Origin of the sequence: Micromonospora lupini (assembly GCF_026342015.1) — a bacterium.
GTDB lineage: Bacteria > Actinomycetota > Actinomycetes > Mycobacteriales > Micromonosporaceae > Micromonospora > Micromonospora lupini_B.
This window is the reverse complement of record NZ_JAPENL010000002.1, coordinates 2,222,692-2,237,962: the sequence shown is the minus strand read 5'-3', so window position 1 is coordinate 2,237,962 and position 15,271 is coordinate 2,222,692. Positions and strand designations below refer to the sequence as shown.

Below are 15,271 nucleotides of genomic sequence, written 5' to 3'. Positions count from 1 at the left end.
TAATTCTGTCAGCAAGCAGGCGGGGCCGTCATGACGGGCCGGCGCGTCGGCCACGGCCGGCCGGTGTCGGGGCGTTGACCTCGCGTGGCACGCCCGCGCGTCGCTGCTCCGGCACGCGCAGCGCCGACACCGCGAGCCGGGCGACCCGACGTCCGTCCAGGGCGAGCACGCGCAGCAGCCAACCGTCCGCCGGGTCCGCCGGATCGGGGCCACCGTCGTCGGGCGGCTCGGCCGGCACCGGCACCTCGTCCCCGGGCAGTGGCAGCCGGCCCAGGACTGCCATCACGTACCCGCCGACCGTCTCGTACGGCCCGGCGGGCAGCGCCACGCCGGTCCGCTCGGCGAAGTCGGCGAGGTTGAGCCGGCCGTCGACCACCGCCGGCAGGCCGGCGTGGGCCGGGTCGGGAGTCGTGTCGTACCCGTCGTGGATCTCCCCGACGAGTTCCTCGATCAGATCCTCAAGGGTGACGATCCCGGCGGTCCCGCCGTACTCGTCGATCACCACCGCCAGGTGGTGCCCCTCGCGGCGCATCTCGGTGAGCGCGGCGAGGACAGGCTTGCTGCCGGGCACCTGCTTGACCTCACGGGTCAGCTCACCGACGGTGACGCACGGGTCGGCGTCCGGGCGCAGCAGCACGTCCCGCAGGTGCACGAACCCGACCACGTCGTCCTGGGTGCCGTCGGTCACCGGGTAGCGGCTGTGCGTCTCGGCGCGCACCAGCCGGGCGGCCTCGGCGATGGTCATCCGGGCCGGCAGGAACACCACCTCGGTGCGGGGCATCATCACCTCGCGGACGAGACTCGCGCCGGCTACCAGCACCTCGTCGATGATCCGCCGCTCGTCCGGGTCGAGCACCGTGTTCACCGCCAGCAGGTCCCGTAGCTCGGCCTCGGAGATGCGTTCCCGGCCGGCCGCCGGACCGGCCCCGAGCAGCTCGGTGACGAGGCGTGTGGCACCGTCGGCGGCGCGGACCAGGACCCGGGCGACGGCTCGGGCGAGCGGGCCGGGGTCGCGGCGGGGCTTCCTCCGCACGCGTCGCCGGAGCCCGGAACGGGCCGCTTCCCGCATGACAGAGATGGTAGACACCGGGTGCCCGCCGCACCGGGGATCGCGCCGAGACGCGGATGTGCGGCTCTGTTTAAACGTGAGAGATTATGATGGAATGGGTTGGCGGCGTGGTCGACTCCGGTCCCGTCAGCCGCCGTAGGGTGATCACCAAGGGCCACGTCCCGGCGGGCCAGGCAGGAGGAAACGACGTGAAACTGCTCGTCACCGGCGGCGCCGGGTTCATCGGCAGCGTGGTGACCCGGATGCTGCTCGACGCGGGCCACGAGGTCGTCGTCCTGGACGACCTGCGCACCGGTCACCGCGAGGCGCTCGCTCCGGACGCGACCCACGTCGAGGCGTCCATTCACGACGCCGCGCAGGTCCTCACCCCCGACTCCGGCTTCAACGGGGTGCTGCACTTCGCCGCCCTCATCGCCGCCGGCGAGTCGATGGTGAAGCCCGAGCGGTACTGGCAGACGAACACCGTCGGCTCGCTCGCCCTGATCAACGCCGTGCGCGCCGCCGGGGTGCCCCGGATGGTCTTCTCGTCCACCGCCGCCGTCTACGGCAACCCCACCGAGCTGCCGATCACGGAGACCGCGGTCAAGGCCCCCACCAACACGTACGGCGCCACCAAGCTCGCCGTCGACATGGCGCTCACCTCCGAGGCCGTCGCGCACGGATTGGCCGCCGTCTCGCTGCGCTACTTCAACGTCGCCGGCGCGCACCTCGCCGACGACGTCGCGCTCGGCGAGCGGCACGACCCGGAGACACACCTCATCCCGATCGCCCTGGAGGTCGCCGCCGGCCGGCGGGAGAAGCTCCAGCTCTTCGGCGACGACTACCCCACCGTGGACGGCACCTGCGTCCGCGACTACATCCACGTCGCCGACCTGGCCCGCGCCCACCTGCTGGCGCTGGACGCCGCCACCGGGGGCCAGCACCGCATCTACAACCTCGGCAACGGCAACGGCTTCACCAACCGGCAGGTGGTCGACGTGGTCCGCGAGGTCACCGGGCACCAGCTGCCGGTCGAGGTGGCGCCGCGTCGCGAGGGTGACCCGGCCGAACTGGTCGCCTCCTCCGCGCTGGCGCGCGACGAGCTGGGCTGGGTGCCGCAGAAGCCCACCCTGCACGACATGGTCGGCGACGCCTGGGCCTTCTACCGCACGCACGTCCTGGAGCAGTCGTGAGCGCGAGGAGTGAGCCGGGTTTGCGAGCCCCGCAGTCGCGAACAAAGGAGACACCATGAGCGCGCCGAGCGGTGACGTCGTCGAGCGGGCCACCGCCGGTTTTACGGACCAGTACGGCGGTCAGGCCACCGGCCGCTGGGCCGCACCCGGTCGGGTCAATCTGATCGGTGAGCACACCGACTACAACGACGGGTTCGTGCTGCCCTTCGCGCTGCCGATGCGTACGGTCGTCGCCGCCGACCGGCAGGACGACGAGCGCTGGACGGTCTGGTCCGAGCTCTCCGACGAGACGATCACCTTCGGCGCGGACGACGTGGCCGAGCCCGGCCGGGTGACCGGCTGGGGCGCGTACGTGGCCGGGGTGGTCTGGGCGCTGCGCGACGCCGGCCACGCGGTGCCCGGCGCCCGGCTGGCGATCGCCTCCGACGTGCCGCTGGGCTCCGGGCTCTCCTCGTCGGCAGCGCTGGAGTCGGCAGTGCTCGCCGCGCTGCTCGACCTCGGTGGGCTGAACCTGTCCCCCGAGCGGCAGCCGCGGCTGGCGCAGCGGGCGGAGAACGTCTATGTCGGTGCGCCGACCGGCATCATGGACCAGTCCGCGGTGATCCGCTGCCGCGCTGGGCACGCCCTCTTCCTCGACTGCCGCGACGAGTCCGTCGAGCACATCCCGTTCGACCTGGACGCCGCCGGGCTGGCCGTGCTTGTCATCGACAGCCGCGCGCCACACCGGCACGCCGACGGGGAGTACGCCGCTCGCCGCCGGTCCTGCGAGGCGGGCGCCAAGGCGCTCGGCGTCGCCGCGCTGCGCGACGTCACAGTGGACCAGCTCGACAGCGCGCTTGCCCGCCTCGACGACGAGGAGACCCGACGGCGGGTCCGGCACGTGGTCACCGAGGACCAGCGTGTGCTGGACACGGTGGCCCTGCTGCGCGCCGGCCGGGTCCGGGACATCGGCCCGCTGCTCACCGCCTCGCACGTCTCGATGCGCGACGACTTCGAGATCACCGTGCCGGAGATCGACACGGCAGTCGAGGCGGCGCTGTCGGCCGGCGCGCTGGGTGCTCGGATGACCGGCGGCGGGTTCGGCGGCTGCGTCCTGGCCCTGGTCGAGACCGGTCGCGTCGAGGCGGTGGCGGCAGCCGTCACGGCCGCGTACGCCGAACGCGACTTCACCGCCCCCACCACCGTCCCGGTCCTCCCAGCCCCCGGCGCAACCCGCCTCCCCTAACCCTCCTGGGCGGTGATCAAGAGGTTTGCGTCAGAATCCGGGCTCGGACTGACGCAAACCTCTTGATCACCGCTGGCCTGCCGGCGGAGGAACTGGCGCGCCGGGGGCCACGAAGACGATCTTTCCGTTGATCGGGGCGGTGGCGACTTCGGCGTGCACCTGCGCCAGTTCGGCAAGCGGCACCCGCCGGGTCACGCCGAGGTGCAGCTTGCCGGCGTCAAGCAGGGTCACCAGTTCGGCGAGCTGTTCGCCGTCGGGACGGAAGAAGAGATTGACACCCCGTACGCCGCGAGCCTCGTCGGACGCGGCGGGCATCCACACGGTGGTGTTGACAAGCACGCCGCCGTCGCGGATCACGGCGGCCAGGGCGGCCATCTGCTCCGGGGCGATCGGGGCGAAGTTGAGCACGACGTCGACCGGCTCGGACAGCTCCGGGATCCCGGGGCCGTGGATCTCGTCGGCGCCTGCCGTCCTGGCCTGCTCGGAGCTGCGCGGGCCGGTCGTGGCTATCACGTACGCGCCGGCGTTCTTGGCCAACTGCACCGCGTAGCCGCCGACGACGCCGCCCGCGCCGTTGATCAGCACCCGCTGGCCGGTGGTCAGCTTCGCATGGTCGAACAGCGCCTGCCACGCGGTGAGCCCGACCACCGGTAGCCCGGCGACGTCCACGAGCGGGATGCTCGTGGGGGCTGCCGCCAGAATCCGGGCCGGGACGATGACGTACTCGGCGGCGGCGCCGGTGCTGGTCAGCGGCAGGGCGCCGATCACCAGGTCACCGATGTCGAAGCCGGCCACGTCGTCGCCGAGGGCGTCGACCGTGCCCGCGACGTCGATGCCGGGGGTGTGCGGCAACCGGATCGGGATGGGGCCCTGCATGACGCCGGCGCGGATGGTGCCCTCGACCGGGTTGAACGACGTCGCCGCCACCCGGATCCGGACCTCGCCGACGCCGGGGACCGGCTGCTCCACGTCTTCGTAGCGCAGGACCTCGGGGGTGCCGTACTCGTGGAAACGCACTGCCTTCATGACGAGCCTCGTCCTTCTGAAATCCGTAGTGCTTCGATTTCGAAGCACACGGGAACACTAGCACGCTTCGAATTCGAAGCAAGTGTGGTGCGACGGGTGACAGCCGTCTCAGTTCAGGGTTGCCGCCGGTCGGCAGGATTCGTCACTGCCGGCGGCCAGAGCACGGAGCGTCGCGCGAACCGGGGCAGTCCACTGCCGTCCCGGTTCGACCAAACGAGCCTGCCTCAGTCGGTCTGGTTGCGCCGGGTGCGAGGCTTGGCGGAGCGGGGCGGAGCGGCGCGCATGTGGTCGCGGGCCCGGCCCAGGACGGAGTTGAGGGCGGCGACGTCCTCGCTGGTCAGGGGTTCGAACAACAGGTCCCGGACGCGGTCGACATGCCCGGGGAGCACCTGGGCGATCAGGTCGCGGCCGACGTCGGTGACGGTCACCATGACACTGCGCTCGTCGTCCGGCGACGGCGAGCGGGTGATCAGGCCACGCTTCTCCAGCAAGCCCGCCTGATAGGTCAGCCCGCTGCGGCTGTACACGACACCGTCGGCCAGGTCGGTCATCCGCAGCTTGCCCCCGGGCGCGTCGACGAGCCGGGCGAGGAGCTGGAACTGCACATAGCTGAGGTCGCCGTCGACGCGCAAATGCTCGTCCACCGAGTACTGAAGAAGGCTGCTGACCTCCACCAGAGCGAAGTACGCGCCGAGTTGCTCCGCGCTCAGGCCTGGCGCCGCTTCACTCATCCCGCGATCGTACCTGCTTTGAATTCGAAGCTATCCACAGGCGGACCATGCGGAGTGGATCGTCGCGTCAGGCGGCTTCGACGATCATGGCGGCGCCCACCGTGCGGTTGGTGGTCTCGTCGATGATGACGAAGCCGCCCGTGGTGCGGTTGCGGCGGTACTCGTCGGCCAGCAGCGGCACAGTCGTACGCAGCCGTACCCGGCCGATCTCGTTGAGCCGCAACTCGTCGGCCGACTCGTCGCGGTGCAGCGAGTTGATGTCCAGCCGGTAGTGCAACCCGCGCACTATCGCCCGCGCCGAGCGGGTGGTGTGCTTGATCGCGTACCGGGCGCCGACCCGCAGCGGCTGGGTCTCGTCCATCCAGCAGACCATCGCCTCGATGTCCTGGGCGACCGCCGGCGCGTTGTTCGGCCGGCAGATCAGGTCGCCCCGGGAGATGTCGATCTCGTCGGCCAGCCGTACCGTCACCGACATCGGCGGGAACGCCTCCGCGACCGGCCCGTCGGCGGTCTCCACGGCGGCGATCCGGCTGGTGAAGCCGGACGGCAGCACCATCACCTCGTCGCCGGGCTTGAGCACACCGGAGGCGACCTGGCCGGCGTAGCCGCGGTAGTCGGTGACAGTCGTGGACTGCGGGCGGATCACGTACTGCACCGGGAACCGGACGTCGACCAGGTTGCGGTCGCTGGCGATGTGCACACGCTCCAGGTGGTGCAGCAGCGACGGACCCTCGTACCACGGCATGTGCTCCGACCGCGAGACGATGTTGTCACCGCGCAGCGCGGAGATCGGCACCACTGTCAGGTCAGGTACGTCGAGCTTCGCGGCGAACGCGGTGAACTCGTCGGCGATCCGCTCGTAGACCTCCTGCGACCAGTCGACCAGGTCCATCTTGTTGACGCAGAGGACCAGGTGCGGCACCCGCAGCAACGAGCAGAGGAACGCGTGCCGGCGGGACTGCTCGACCAGGCCCTTGCGCGCGTCCACGAGGATCAGCGCCAGGTCGGCGGTGGAGGCGCCGGTGACCATGTTGCGGGTGTACTGGATGTGCCCGGGGGTGTCCGCGATGATGAACTTGCGCCGGGGCGTGGCGAAGTACCGGTACGCCACGTCGATGGTGATGCCCTGCTCCCGCTCGGCGCGCAGGCCGTCGGTGAGCAGCGCCAGGTTGGTGTACTCGTCGCCGCGGGCCGCGCTAACCGCCTCCACAGCCGCCAACTGGTCGGTGAAGAGCGACTTGGTGTCGTAGAGCAGCCGGCCGATCAGGGTCGACTTGCCGTCGTCCACGCTGCCTGCGGTGGCGAACCGCAGCAGGTCCATGGGCCGCGCCTCACCGGTGGCCTCGGTGTCGGCGGCGGCCGGGGCCACGATCTCGGTGGTCATCAGAAGTATCCCTCCCGCTTGCGGTCCTCCATGGCGGCCTCGCTGACCCGGTCGTCACCACGGGTCGCGCCCCGCTCGGTGATCCGCGTGGCCGCCACCTCCTCGATGACCTTCTCCACGGTGTCCGCGTCCGAGCGGACCGCCGCGGTGCAGGAGGCGTCGCCGACGGTGCGGTAGCGCACCTGGGCCTTGAACCGTTCCTCACCCGCGCGGGGACGGAAGAACTCGTTTACCGCGTAGACCATCCCGTCCCGCTCGATCACCTCGCGCTCGTGCGCGTAGTAGATCGACGGCAGTGGGATGCGCTCCCGGGCGATGTAGTGCCACACGTCCAGCTCGGTCCAGTTGGACAGCGGGAAGACCCGGATCGACTCGCCCGGGTGGTGCCGGCCGTTGTAGAGCGACCACAGCTCCGGGCGCTGGTTCTTCGGATCCCACTGGCCGAACTCGTCGCGGAAGCTGAACACCCGCTCCTTGGCCCGCGCCTTCTCCTCGTCGCGGCGGGCGCCACCGAACAGCGCGTCGAAGCGGTGCTTCTCGACCGCGTCCAGCAGCACCGGCGTCTGGATCCGGTTGCGCATCCCGTCACCGGACTCGCGGACCAGCCCACTCGTCAGGGCCTCCTGCACGCTCGCCACCACGAGTTGCAACCCCAGCTCGGCGACCCGCTGGTCGCGGTATTCGAGCACCTCGGGGAAGTTGTGCCCGGTGTCGACGTGCATCACGGGAAAGGGGATGTTGGCCGGAGCGAACGCCTTCTGCGCCAACCGCAGCATGACGATCGAGTCCTTGCCGCCGGAGAAGAGCAGCACCGGGCGTTCCATCTCGGCGACAACCTCGCGCATCACGAAGATGCTCTCCGCTTCGAGAGCGTCCAGGTGGGAGACCCGGTAGGCCGCGGGGGACGTCATGACACTCGCTCGCTCATCCGATTTCCAGACCTTTCCGGTCGGACATGTCAAGAAGTGCGCTCAGGCTACCCGGAATGCCTCTGCAGCGCTGCAAGCAACCGGTTGGCGAGATCCTTGCGACAGACCAGCAGGTCCGGCAGGCGCGGATCCGCCTCGTTGTATCGAAGCGCAGAACCGTCGATACGGGAAGCGTGTAGTCCGGTGGCCGTCGCCACAGCCACCGGCGCCGCCGAGTCCCACTCGTACTGCCCACCCGCATGGATGTACGCGTCCACCTCGCCAGTCACCACCGCGGCGATCTTCGCGCCGGCCGAACCCATCGGCACCAGGTGCGCGCCGACGTCCTCGGCCAGGTCGGTGAGGAACACCGGCGGTCGGCTCCGGCTCGCCGCCAGACGGATCTTCCGCTCGCCGGCCGTCGCCGCCTCCACGGTCATCGGCGGGTACGCCGGCGGATAGTCGGTGCCCAGCACCCGGTGCTGCGCCGGCAACCCCACCGCCCCGGCGACCAGCCCGTGCGGGCTCGGCGCGTTCCGCGCCCAGAGCGCGATGTGCACCGCCCAGTCCGAGCGGCCCTCCTCGGCGAACTCCCGGGTGCCGTCCAACGGATCGATGATCCACACGCGGTCCGCGGTCAACCGGGACACCGCACCGGCGTTCACCTCGGCCGCCCAGGCCAACCGGGAGCCCTCGTCCTCCTCGGAGAGCACCGCGTCCCCCGGCCGCCACCGCGCCAACTCCGTGCGGATCAGGTCGTGCGACACCTTGTCGCCGGCCGACTTCAGCGCGCCCGTGTCCGCGAAGCCCAGCTCCGCTCGCAGGTCCAGCAGCGCCTGACCGGCCCGCGAGGCCAACCATCGGGCGAACGCCCCGTCGATCATCGGAGGACTGCCCATCTGCCCGCTCCCGTCGCCTCGCCGCGGCCCGCGCCCGCACGCACCGATCGGCCGCGACCCGCGTCGCCGGTTGCGGCACGCCGAAAGGCGCAGACTACCGGCCAACCGTTTCCGATCCGGTACGCCCCGCCCTAGCCGCCGTGGTACAGGTTCTGGGTCGGCTCCACGCCCTTCACGATCACCGACTCCACCACGTCGGCGGCCCGGTCCACCAGGAAATCCAGCTCCTTGCGCTCCGCCGCGCCGAAATCCGACAGCACGTAGTCCGCCGGATCCTGCCGACCCGGCGGCCGACCCACGCCGAACCGCACCCGGACATAGTCCTTGGTGCCCAACGACTTGGACATCGAACGCAGGCCGTTGTGCCCGCCCTCACCGCCGCCGCACTTGATCCGCACCTGGCCGAACCCGATGTCCAGCTCGTCGTGCACCGCGATCACCTGCGCCGGAGGCACCTTGTAGAACTGGGACAGCGCCGCGACCGGCCCACCGGACAGGTTCATGTACGTCAGTGGCTTGACCAGCACCAGCTTCGGACCGCCGAACCCCAGCCGCCCCTCCGCGACCTCGGCCACCGCCCGCTTGTGCCTACCGAACCGCGCGCCCAACCGCCCCGCCAACAGCTCCGCCACCATGAACCCGACGTTGTGCCGGTTGCCGGCGTACTCCCGGCCCGGATTGCCCAGGCCGACCACCAGCCACGGCCCCGCCTCGTCCGTCACGACCCGTCCCTTCCGCCGTCTTCACCGACTCCCGATACGCCGGCAGGCGCCCCCGAAACTCGGGGACGCCTGCCGCACGATACGAACCGATCAGGCCTCGGTACGCGCCTCGGTGTTCTCCGCGCCCTCGGCGGCCGGGGCGTCCGCACCCTCGGAGCCCTCGGTGACCTCGCCGGTCTCGGCGTCGGCCTCCTCGGTGGCCTCCTCGACCTCGGGCAGCGTCGCCTCGAGCTGCTCGGCGGTCGGCGCGGCGGTCACGGCGGCGACCGGCAGCGTCGGGTCGACGGCCAGCTCGACACCACTCGGCAGCTCGACGTCGCCGGCGGTGACCGAGGAGCCCGCCTCCAGGCCCTCGATCGACGCCTCGAGGTGGTCCGGAACCTTCGTGGCGTCGGCGGTCACCGAGAGGGTGTCGTGGTCGTGCACGATCAGGGTGTCCCGCGCGGCCTCGCCGGTCAGCTGGACCGGCACCTCGACGGTGACCTTCTCGCCCCGGCGCACCAGGATGAGGTCGACGTGCTCGAAGGTGTCCCGGATCGGGTCACGCTGGATCGCCTTCGGCAGCGCCAGCACCTGGGTGCCGTCGGTGATGTCGATCGCGAAGAGCTGGTTGGCACCGCCCTTGCGGATCGCGGCGGCGAACTCCCGCGACGGCAGCGCGATGTGCTTGGGCTTCTCGCCGTGGCCGTACAGCACGGCGGGCACCTTGCCGGCCCGGCGGGTACGACGGGCACCACCCTTGCCGAACTCGGTGCGGGGCTCGGCGCTGATCTTTACCTCGGACACGGGGAAACTCCTGATGCTTTCGCTACGGCGGCTTGTCGTCTTGCGGTGCTGGGCGAGGGGCTCGCTGGGGCTCATGCGTCATGAACGACTGCCCGGAGCACCGCGTCGATGACGGTGCCTCCGTGCGGCGCTCTTCAGCGGCCCGCCGGGCACCCTCGCCGTGGCAACCGCACCAGTCTACCCGAGCTGTTTCCCGGGTTTCCGGCAGTCCCCGGTCACAGCTCCAGACCGGCACGCCGATGGCGTTCCCATCGGCGTGCCAGCCCCGTTTCCCACCAGACTGCCAGTTTTTTCCCCACCGGCGCGTCGAATGACGAAACGGGGCGCGCCCTCAGCTCAGGCCACCGAAGAGGGTGGTCACCGAGCCGTCGTCGAAGACCTCCCGGATCGCCCGCGCCAGAAGCGGCGCGATCGACAGCACCGTCAGCTTGTCCAGCTGCTTCTCCGGCGGCAACGGAAGCGTGTTGGTCACCACGACCTCGCTGATCGGGCTGTTCTTCAACCGCTCGGTCGCCGGGTCCGACAGGAGCGCGTGGGTGGACGCCACCACGATCTCCGCCGCGCCCGACTCCTTGAGGATGTCCGCCGCCTTGGCGATCGTGCCACCGGTGTCGATCATGTCGTCGACGATCAGGCAGACGCGACCCTCCACCTCGCCGACCACCCGGTTCGCCACCACCTGGTTCGGCTTCATCGGGTCGCGGGTCTTGTGGATGAACGCCAGCGGGCAGCCGCCCAGCCGGTCGGTCCACCGCTCGGCCACCCGCACCCGGCCCGAGTCCGGCGCCACCACTGTCATCGGCCGGCCGGCGTACCTGTGCTCCACGTACTCCGCCAGGATGTCCATCGCGAAGAGGTGGTCCACCGGCCCGTCGAAGAAGCCCTGGATCTGCGCGGTGTGCAGGTCGACAGTGAGGATCCGGTTCGCGCCGGCGGTCTTCAGCAGGTCCGCCACGAGCCGGGCCGAGATCGGCTCCCGGCCGCGGTGCTTCTTGTCCTGCCGCGCGTACGGGTAGAACGGCAGCACCACGGTGATCCGCTTCGCCGACCCCCGCTTCAACGCGTCCACCATGATCAGGGTCTCCATGACCCAGGTGTTCACTCCGTGCGTCACGGACTGCACCACGAAGGCGTCCGAACCACGCACCGAGTCCTTGAACCGTACGAAGATCTCGCCGTTGGCGAACTCGTACGCGTCGGCCGGCGTCGGTGCCACACCGAGCACCTCGCCGATCTCCTTGGCCAGCTCCGGGAAACCCCGGCCGGAGAAGAGCATCAGGCTCTTGCGGTTTTCGGCGACGATGCTGCCCATGGGCCCGTCTGCTCCCGTTTGTCGGCGGTACCCGACCCGGTGGTGGTGGGTCGGGGACTATTCGGTTGCAGTATCTCCCGCGCCGGACGCACCGCCCACCGTCTCGGCCCGCCCGTGCATTGCCTCACTGTCGCTTGCGGTGCCGGCCACGTCCGACGCACCCTCCGCGTCGCCGATTCGCTGCGCACCCTCCGCGTCGCCGGCACGCTGCGCGGCCTCGGCCGCCGCCGTACCGGCCCGCCGCTTCACCACCCAACCCTCGATGTTGCGCTGCCGCGCCCGGGCGACACCCATCGCGCCCGGCGGCACGTCGTCCACGATCACCGAGCCGGCCGCCGTGTACGCGCCGTCGCCCACCTCGACAGGCGCGACGAACATGTTGTCCGCACCGGTCCGGGCGTGGCTGCCGATCACCGTGCGGTGCTTGTTGACCCCGTCGTAGTTGACGAAGACCGACGCGGCGCCGATGTTTGTCTGCTCGCCGATCGTCGCGTCACCCACGTACGTCAGGTGCGGCACCTTCGAGCCGGCGCCGATCTCGGAGTTCTTGACCTCGACGAACGTGCCGACCTTCGCCCTGTCGGCGAGCCGCGCGGCCGGCCGCAGGTACGCGTACGGGCCCACGCTGGCGCCCGCGCCCACCTCGGCGCCCACCGCGTGGCTGCGCACCACAGACGCGGCCGGGCCGACGATCGTGTCGACAAGCGTGACGTCCGGCCCGACCTGGGCGCCCGCGCCGACCACCGTGGCCCCGCGCAACTGGGTGTTCTGGTCGACCACCGCGTCGCGGTCCAGCGCCACAGTCACGTCGATCCAGGTGGTCACCGGGTCGAGCAGGCTCACCCCGGTACGCATCCACGCCTCGTTGACCCGGTCGCGCAGCAGCCGCCGCAGCGACGCCAACTCCACCCGGTCGTTGCAGCCCAGCGTCTCGACGTGGTCGACGGCCACGTGCACCGCGACCGGCTCGCCTGTGGAGCGGAGCAGGCCGAACACGTCGGTCAGGTACTCCTCGCCCTGGTCGTTGTCGGTGGAGAGCTTGCCCAGCGCGTCGCGCAGCCGCACCGCGTCGAACGCGTAGATGCCGGCGTTGATCTCCCGGATGGCGCGCTGCGTGGCGTCGGCGTCGCGCTCCTCGACGATCTGCTCCAGCCGGCCGTCGGCATCCCGGACGATCCGCCCGAGCCCGGTCGGGTCGGGCACCTCGGCGGCGAGCACTGTGGCCGCGGCGGCGGTCTCCTCGTGCGCGGTCACCAACGCGCCCACCGTCTCCGGACGCAGCAACGGCACGTCTCCGTTGATCACCACGACCGTGCCGGCGCCCTCCGGCACGGCGTCCAGCGCGATCCGGACTGCGTGCCCGGTGCCGAGCTGCTCGGCCTGGAGCACGGGCGTGGCGTCGGGGGCGATCTCGGTCAGGTGCGCCCGGACCTGGTCGGCGCCGTGCCCCACCACGATGACTGTGCGGTCGGCGCCCAGCGGCGCGGCGGCGCTCAGCACGTGACCGAGCAGGGTACGGCCGAGCAGGGGGTGCAACACCTTGGGCAGTGTCGACTTCATCCGCTTGCCCTCACCGGCGGCGAGTACGACGACGGTACGAAGGTGGGGCTGGGGCACGACGTGGCTCCCGTCGGGACGGCGGACACTCTCGCGGCCATGCTAACCACGGGGCCCGGCACCGTTCCCTCTTACCCCCAGGAGAACCTAAAACGGACTTAGAGGGATAGCTCGGCCGCCAGGGTTCGAACCTGAAATACGGGTACCAAAGACCCGGGTGTTGCCAATTACACCACGGCCGATCGCAACGTCAGGACGCCGTCGCTCCCCGACGAGCATCCTGCCGCTACACCTTAACGCCCGACCGGGGCGGCGCCAGCACTCATGCCCTTCATGATCCTTCCGATTCTCCCGCGTCGGCCACGACCGCGCCGGCGGCGGCACCCTCGCCGGAGGCCGCGACGAACCTCGGATCCGACGGAAGCAGAGCCGTTGCCCAGCGCGGCGACGGTGCACCTCAGCTACCGGACAAGCGGCCATGAGCAGGGCTTTAGCACCTGCGTACGACCGCGTTTCCAAACTTCCCCGTGCGCTCTACCGAGCCGTAAGTTACGGTGACGTAGGCGTAGGTTTGTGATCGTTTCCGTCCCCTCTGCGAGGTGCCATGTCCACCACCATGCTCGAACCCCACACCGCCGGTCCCGGCCCGAAACCGCTCACCGACGGCAGCCAGTCCTCCGGGATCCTGGCCGCCCTGTGGGCCTTCGTCGTGATCCCTTTCGTGGCTCTGCTGGTCGCCGTGCCGCTCGCCTGGGGCGGCTGGCTGGGCTGGAGCGACGTGATCATCGGCCTGGTCTGGTACGTGGTCAGCGGGCTCGGCATCACTGTGGGCTTCCACCGCTACTTCACGCACGGCTCGTTCAAGGCCAAGCGGTGGCTGCGGGTGACCCTGGCGGTCGCGGGTTCGCTTGCGGTGCAGGGCGAGATCATCCAGTGGGTGGCCGATCACCGTCGGCACCACGCGTTCTCCGACCTGGAGGGTGACCCGCACTCGCCGTGGCGTTTCGGCACCAGCTTCTGGGCACTGACCCGGGGCCTGTTCCACGCACACGTGGGCTGGCTGTTCCGTCGCGAACTGTCCAACCGGGAGCGGTTCGCACCGGATCTGATCGCCGACCGTGACATCAGCCGGGTGGACCGACTGTTCCCCGTGCTGGTGGCCGTCTCGCTGCTCGGCCCGGCGCTGATCGGGGGCCTGGTGACCTGGTCGTGGCAGGGCGCGCTCACCGCGTTCTTCTGGGCCGGGCTGGTCCGGATCGGCCTCCTGCACCACGTCACCTGGGCGATCAATTCGGTCTGCCACGTGTACGGCGAGCGCCCGTTCGCGATGCGCCAGGGCGACCGCGCGTCCAACTTCTGGCCGCTGGCGATCCTGTCGTTCGGCGAGAGCTGGCACAACCTGCACCACGCCGACCCGACCAGCGCGCGGCACGGTGTGCTGCGTGGTCAGGTGGACATCTCCGCCCGGGTGATCTGGCTGTTCGAGAAGACGGGCGCGGCGTCGCAGGTGCGCTGGCCGAAGCCCGAGCGCCTCGCCGCCAAGCTCGTGAAGCCTGTCGCACGCCGATAAACCGGGCGGTGCCGCGCGGTGCCACCTGGCAGGATGGCCGGGTGACCGAGCGCAGCGGGGTAACCGGACGGCTCGGCGGACGGGGTGCCGGGCCCGATCCGGGTACGGTCGGACGGCGCGGCAGGGCGGCCAGGCCGCCCGCCAGTGAGGCGACGACGTGAACGGGCACAGCGGAGGCACCATCCCACGGCAGGGCGTGACCGAGCGCCAGCGAGGCGGCGACATGCCCGAGGTCAGCGACGACGCCGGCAGCCGGCGCACAGTGCCGGCTGCGGCGGCGAAACCCAAGCCCCCCTCACGGGTACGCATGTCGGCAGCCCAGCGCCGGGAGCAGTTGATCGCGATCGGCCGGCAACTGTTCGCCGAGCGCGGTTTCGACGCCACCTCGATCGAGGAGGTGGCGGCCCGCGCCAAGGTCTCCAAGCCTGTGGTGTACGAGCACTTCGGCGGCAAGGAGGGGTTGTACGCGGTAGTGGTCGACCGGGAGGTCCGGGCCCTGCTGGACCGGATCACCACGGCGCTGACCGCCGGGCATCCGCGCGAGTTGCTGGAGCAGGCGGCGATGGCCCTGCTGGGCTACATCGAGGAGGAGACCAGCGGGTTCCGGGTGCTGGTCCGCGAGTCGCCGCTGATGTCCGGGACGGCCACCTTCAGCAGCGTCATGAACGATGTGGCCCACCAGGTCGAGCACATCCTGGGCGCGGAGTTCAAGAGCCGCGGGTACGACCCGAAGCTGGCCGAGCTCTACTCGCAGGCGCTCGTGGGCATGGTCGCGTTGACCGGCCGCTGGTGGCTGGAGGTGCGCAAGCCGCGCAAGGAGACGGTGGCGGCGCACCTGGTCAACCTGGCCTGGAACGGGTTGTCGCACCTGGAGGCGAAGCCGACGTTGATCACCAGCCGTCGCCACTGA

The 15,271-nt window shown here is 70.8% G+C and carries 14 protein-coding genes and 1 tRNA gene; 4 read left to right on the top strand and 11 right to left on the bottom strand.

Annotated features, from left to right (window positions below; genetic code table 11):
• Positions 1 to 28: 28 nt before the first annotated feature.
• A complete protein-coding gene (locus OOJ91_RS25280) occupies positions 29 to 1,069 on the bottom strand; it encodes a hemolysin family protein (RefSeq protein WP_266248756.1) in 1,041 nt (346 codons plus the stop codon).
• Positions 1,070 to 1,257: 188 nt separating this feature from the next.
• Between OOJ91_RS25280 and galE the strand changes: the two genes are divergently transcribed.
• Both galE and galK read left to right on the top strand, forming a co-directional pair.
• A complete protein-coding gene (gene galE / locus OOJ91_RS25275) occupies positions 1,258 to 2,241 on the top strand; it encodes a UDP-glucose 4-epimerase GalE (RefSeq protein WP_266248755.1) in 984 nt (327 codons plus the stop codon).
• 55 nt (positions 2,242 to 2,296) lie between these two features.
• Positions 2,297 to 3,466 carry a galactokinase gene (galK, locus tag OOJ91_RS25270; protein WP_266248754.1) on the top strand — a complete coding sequence of 390 codons (1,170 nt, stop codon included), beginning with the start codon at positions 2,297 to 2,299 and terminating at the stop codon, positions 3,464 to 3,466.
• Between the two features lie 66 nt (positions 3,467 to 3,532).
• Here the strand turns inward: galK and OOJ91_RS25265 are convergent, their stop codons facing one another.
• The 10 genes from OOJ91_RS25265 to OOJ91_RS25220 form a co-directional block, all read right to left on the bottom strand.
• On the bottom strand, positions 3,533 to 4,492 hold the full coding sequence (locus OOJ91_RS25265; protein WP_266248753.1) for an NADP-dependent oxidoreductase: 960 nt from the start codon (positions 4,490 to 4,492) through the stop codon (positions 3,533 to 3,535).
• A 224-nt stretch (positions 4,493 to 4,716) separates the two neighbouring features.
• Positions 4,717 to 5,223, bottom strand: coding sequence for a MarR family winged helix-turn-helix transcriptional regulator (locus OOJ91_RS25260; protein WP_266248752.1), 507 nt, complete (start codon positions 5,221 to 5,223; stop codon positions 4,717 to 4,719).
• Between the two features lie 67 nt (positions 5,224 to 5,290).
• Positions 5,291 to 6,607 carry a sulfate adenylyltransferase subunit 1 gene (locus OOJ91_RS25255; RefSeq protein ID WP_266248750.1) on the bottom strand — a complete coding sequence of 439 codons (1,317 nt, stop codon included), beginning with the start codon at positions 6,605 to 6,607 and terminating at the stop codon, positions 5,291 to 5,293.
• Positions 6,607 to 7,518, bottom strand: coding sequence for a sulfate adenylyltransferase subunit CysD (cysD, locus tag OOJ91_RS25250; protein WP_266248748.1), 912 nt, complete (start codon positions 7,516 to 7,518; stop codon positions 6,607 to 6,609). Before cysD ends, OOJ91_RS25255 begins: the two co-directional genes overlap by 1 nt.
• Before the next feature lie 65 nt (positions 7,519 to 7,583).
• A complete protein-coding gene (locus OOJ91_RS25245) occupies positions 7,584 to 8,414 on the bottom strand; it encodes an inositol monophosphatase family protein (RefSeq protein WP_266248747.1) in 831 nt (276 codons plus the stop codon).
• Positions 8,415 to 8,545: 131 nt separating this feature from the next.
• Complete coding sequence (pth, locus tag OOJ91_RS25240; RefSeq protein WP_234585606.1) at positions 8,546 to 9,136, bottom strand: aminoacyl-tRNA hydrolase; 591 nt, start codon at positions 9,134 to 9,136, stop codon at positions 8,546 to 8,548.
• A gap of 90 nt (positions 9,137 to 9,226) precedes the next feature.
• Positions 9,227 to 9,922: a 50S ribosomal protein L25/general stress protein Ctc gene (locus OOJ91_RS25235; RefSeq protein ID WP_007455397.1), complete on the bottom strand. Its 696-nt coding sequence runs from the start codon at positions 9,920 to 9,922 to the stop codon at positions 9,227 to 9,229.
• A gap of 331 nt (positions 9,923 to 10,253) precedes the next feature.
• Complete coding sequence (locus OOJ91_RS25230) at positions 10,254 to 11,234, bottom strand: ribose-phosphate diphosphokinase (protein WP_007455396.1); 981 nt, start codon at positions 11,232 to 11,234, stop codon at positions 10,254 to 10,256.
• Between the two features lie 57 nt (positions 11,235 to 11,291).
• A complete protein-coding gene (glmU, locus tag OOJ91_RS25225; RefSeq protein WP_323178569.1) occupies positions 11,292 to 12,851 on the bottom strand; it encodes a bifunctional UDP-N-acetylglucosamine diphosphorylase/glucosamine-1-phosphate N-acetyltransferase GlmU in 1,560 nt (519 codons plus the stop codon).
• A gap of 110 nt (positions 12,852 to 12,961) precedes the next feature.
• Positions 12,962 to 13,033 (bottom strand) — tRNA-Gln (locus OOJ91_RS25220).
• A 362-nt stretch (positions 13,034 to 13,395) separates the two neighbouring features.
• Here OOJ91_RS25220 and OOJ91_RS25215 point away from each other — a divergent pair.
• Together OOJ91_RS25215 and OOJ91_RS25210 are read left to right on the top strand one after the other, a co-directional pair.
• Positions 13,396 to 14,361: an acyl-CoA desaturase gene (locus OOJ91_RS25215; RefSeq protein WP_266248739.1), complete on the top strand. Its 966-nt coding sequence runs from the start codon at positions 13,396 to 13,398 to the stop codon at positions 14,359 to 14,361.
• 223 nt (positions 14,362 to 14,584) lie between these two features.
• Positions 14,585 to 15,271: a TetR/AcrR family transcriptional regulator gene (locus OOJ91_RS25210; protein ID WP_266248738.1), complete on the top strand. Its 687-nt coding sequence runs from the start codon at positions 14,585 to 14,587 to the stop codon at positions 15,269 to 15,271.

What these genes read in the sequence shown, in the direction of transcription:
- OOJ91_RS25280 (WP_266248756.1), bottom strand. Translation starts at nt 1,069, where the DNA reads ATGCGGGAAGCGGCCCGTTCCGGGCTCCGGCGACGCGTGCGGAGGAAG.
- OOJ91_RS25230 (WP_007455396.1), bottom strand. Translation starts at nt 11,234, where the DNA reads ATGGGCAGCATCGTCGCCGAAAACCGCAAGAGCCTGATGCTCTTCTCC.
- cysD (WP_266248748.1), bottom strand. Translation starts at nt 7,518, where the DNA reads ATGACGTCCCCCGCGGCCTACCGGGTCTCCCACCTGGACGCTCTCGAA.
- OOJ91_RS25260 (WP_266248752.1), bottom strand. Translation starts at nt 5,223, where the DNA reads ATGAGTGAAGCGGCGCCAGGCCTGAGCGCGGAGCAACTCGGCGCGTAC.
- galK (WP_266248754.1), top strand. Translation starts at nt 2,297, where the DNA reads ATGAGCGCGCCGAGCGGTGACGTCGTCGAGCGGGCCACCGCCGGTTTT.
- OOJ91_RS25210 (WP_266248738.1), top strand. Translation starts at nt 14,585, where the DNA reads ATGCCCGAGGTCAGCGACGACGCCGGCAGCCGGCGCACAGTGCCGGCT.
- OOJ91_RS25265 (WP_266248753.1), bottom strand. Translation starts at nt 4,492, where the DNA reads ATGAAGGCAGTGCGTTTCCACGAGTACGGCACCCCCGAGGTCCTGCGC.
- OOJ91_RS25255 (WP_266248750.1), bottom strand. Translation starts at nt 6,607, where the DNA reads ATGACCACCGAGATCGTGGCCCCGGCCGCCGCCGACACCGAGGCCACC.
- OOJ91_RS25215 (WP_266248739.1), top strand. Translation starts at nt 13,396, where the DNA reads ATGTCCACCACCATGCTCGAACCCCACACCGCCGGTCCCGGCCCGAAA.
- OOJ91_RS25245 (WP_266248747.1), bottom strand. Translation starts at nt 8,414, where the DNA reads ATGGGCAGTCCTCCGATGATCGACGGGGCGTTCGCCCGATGGTTGGCC.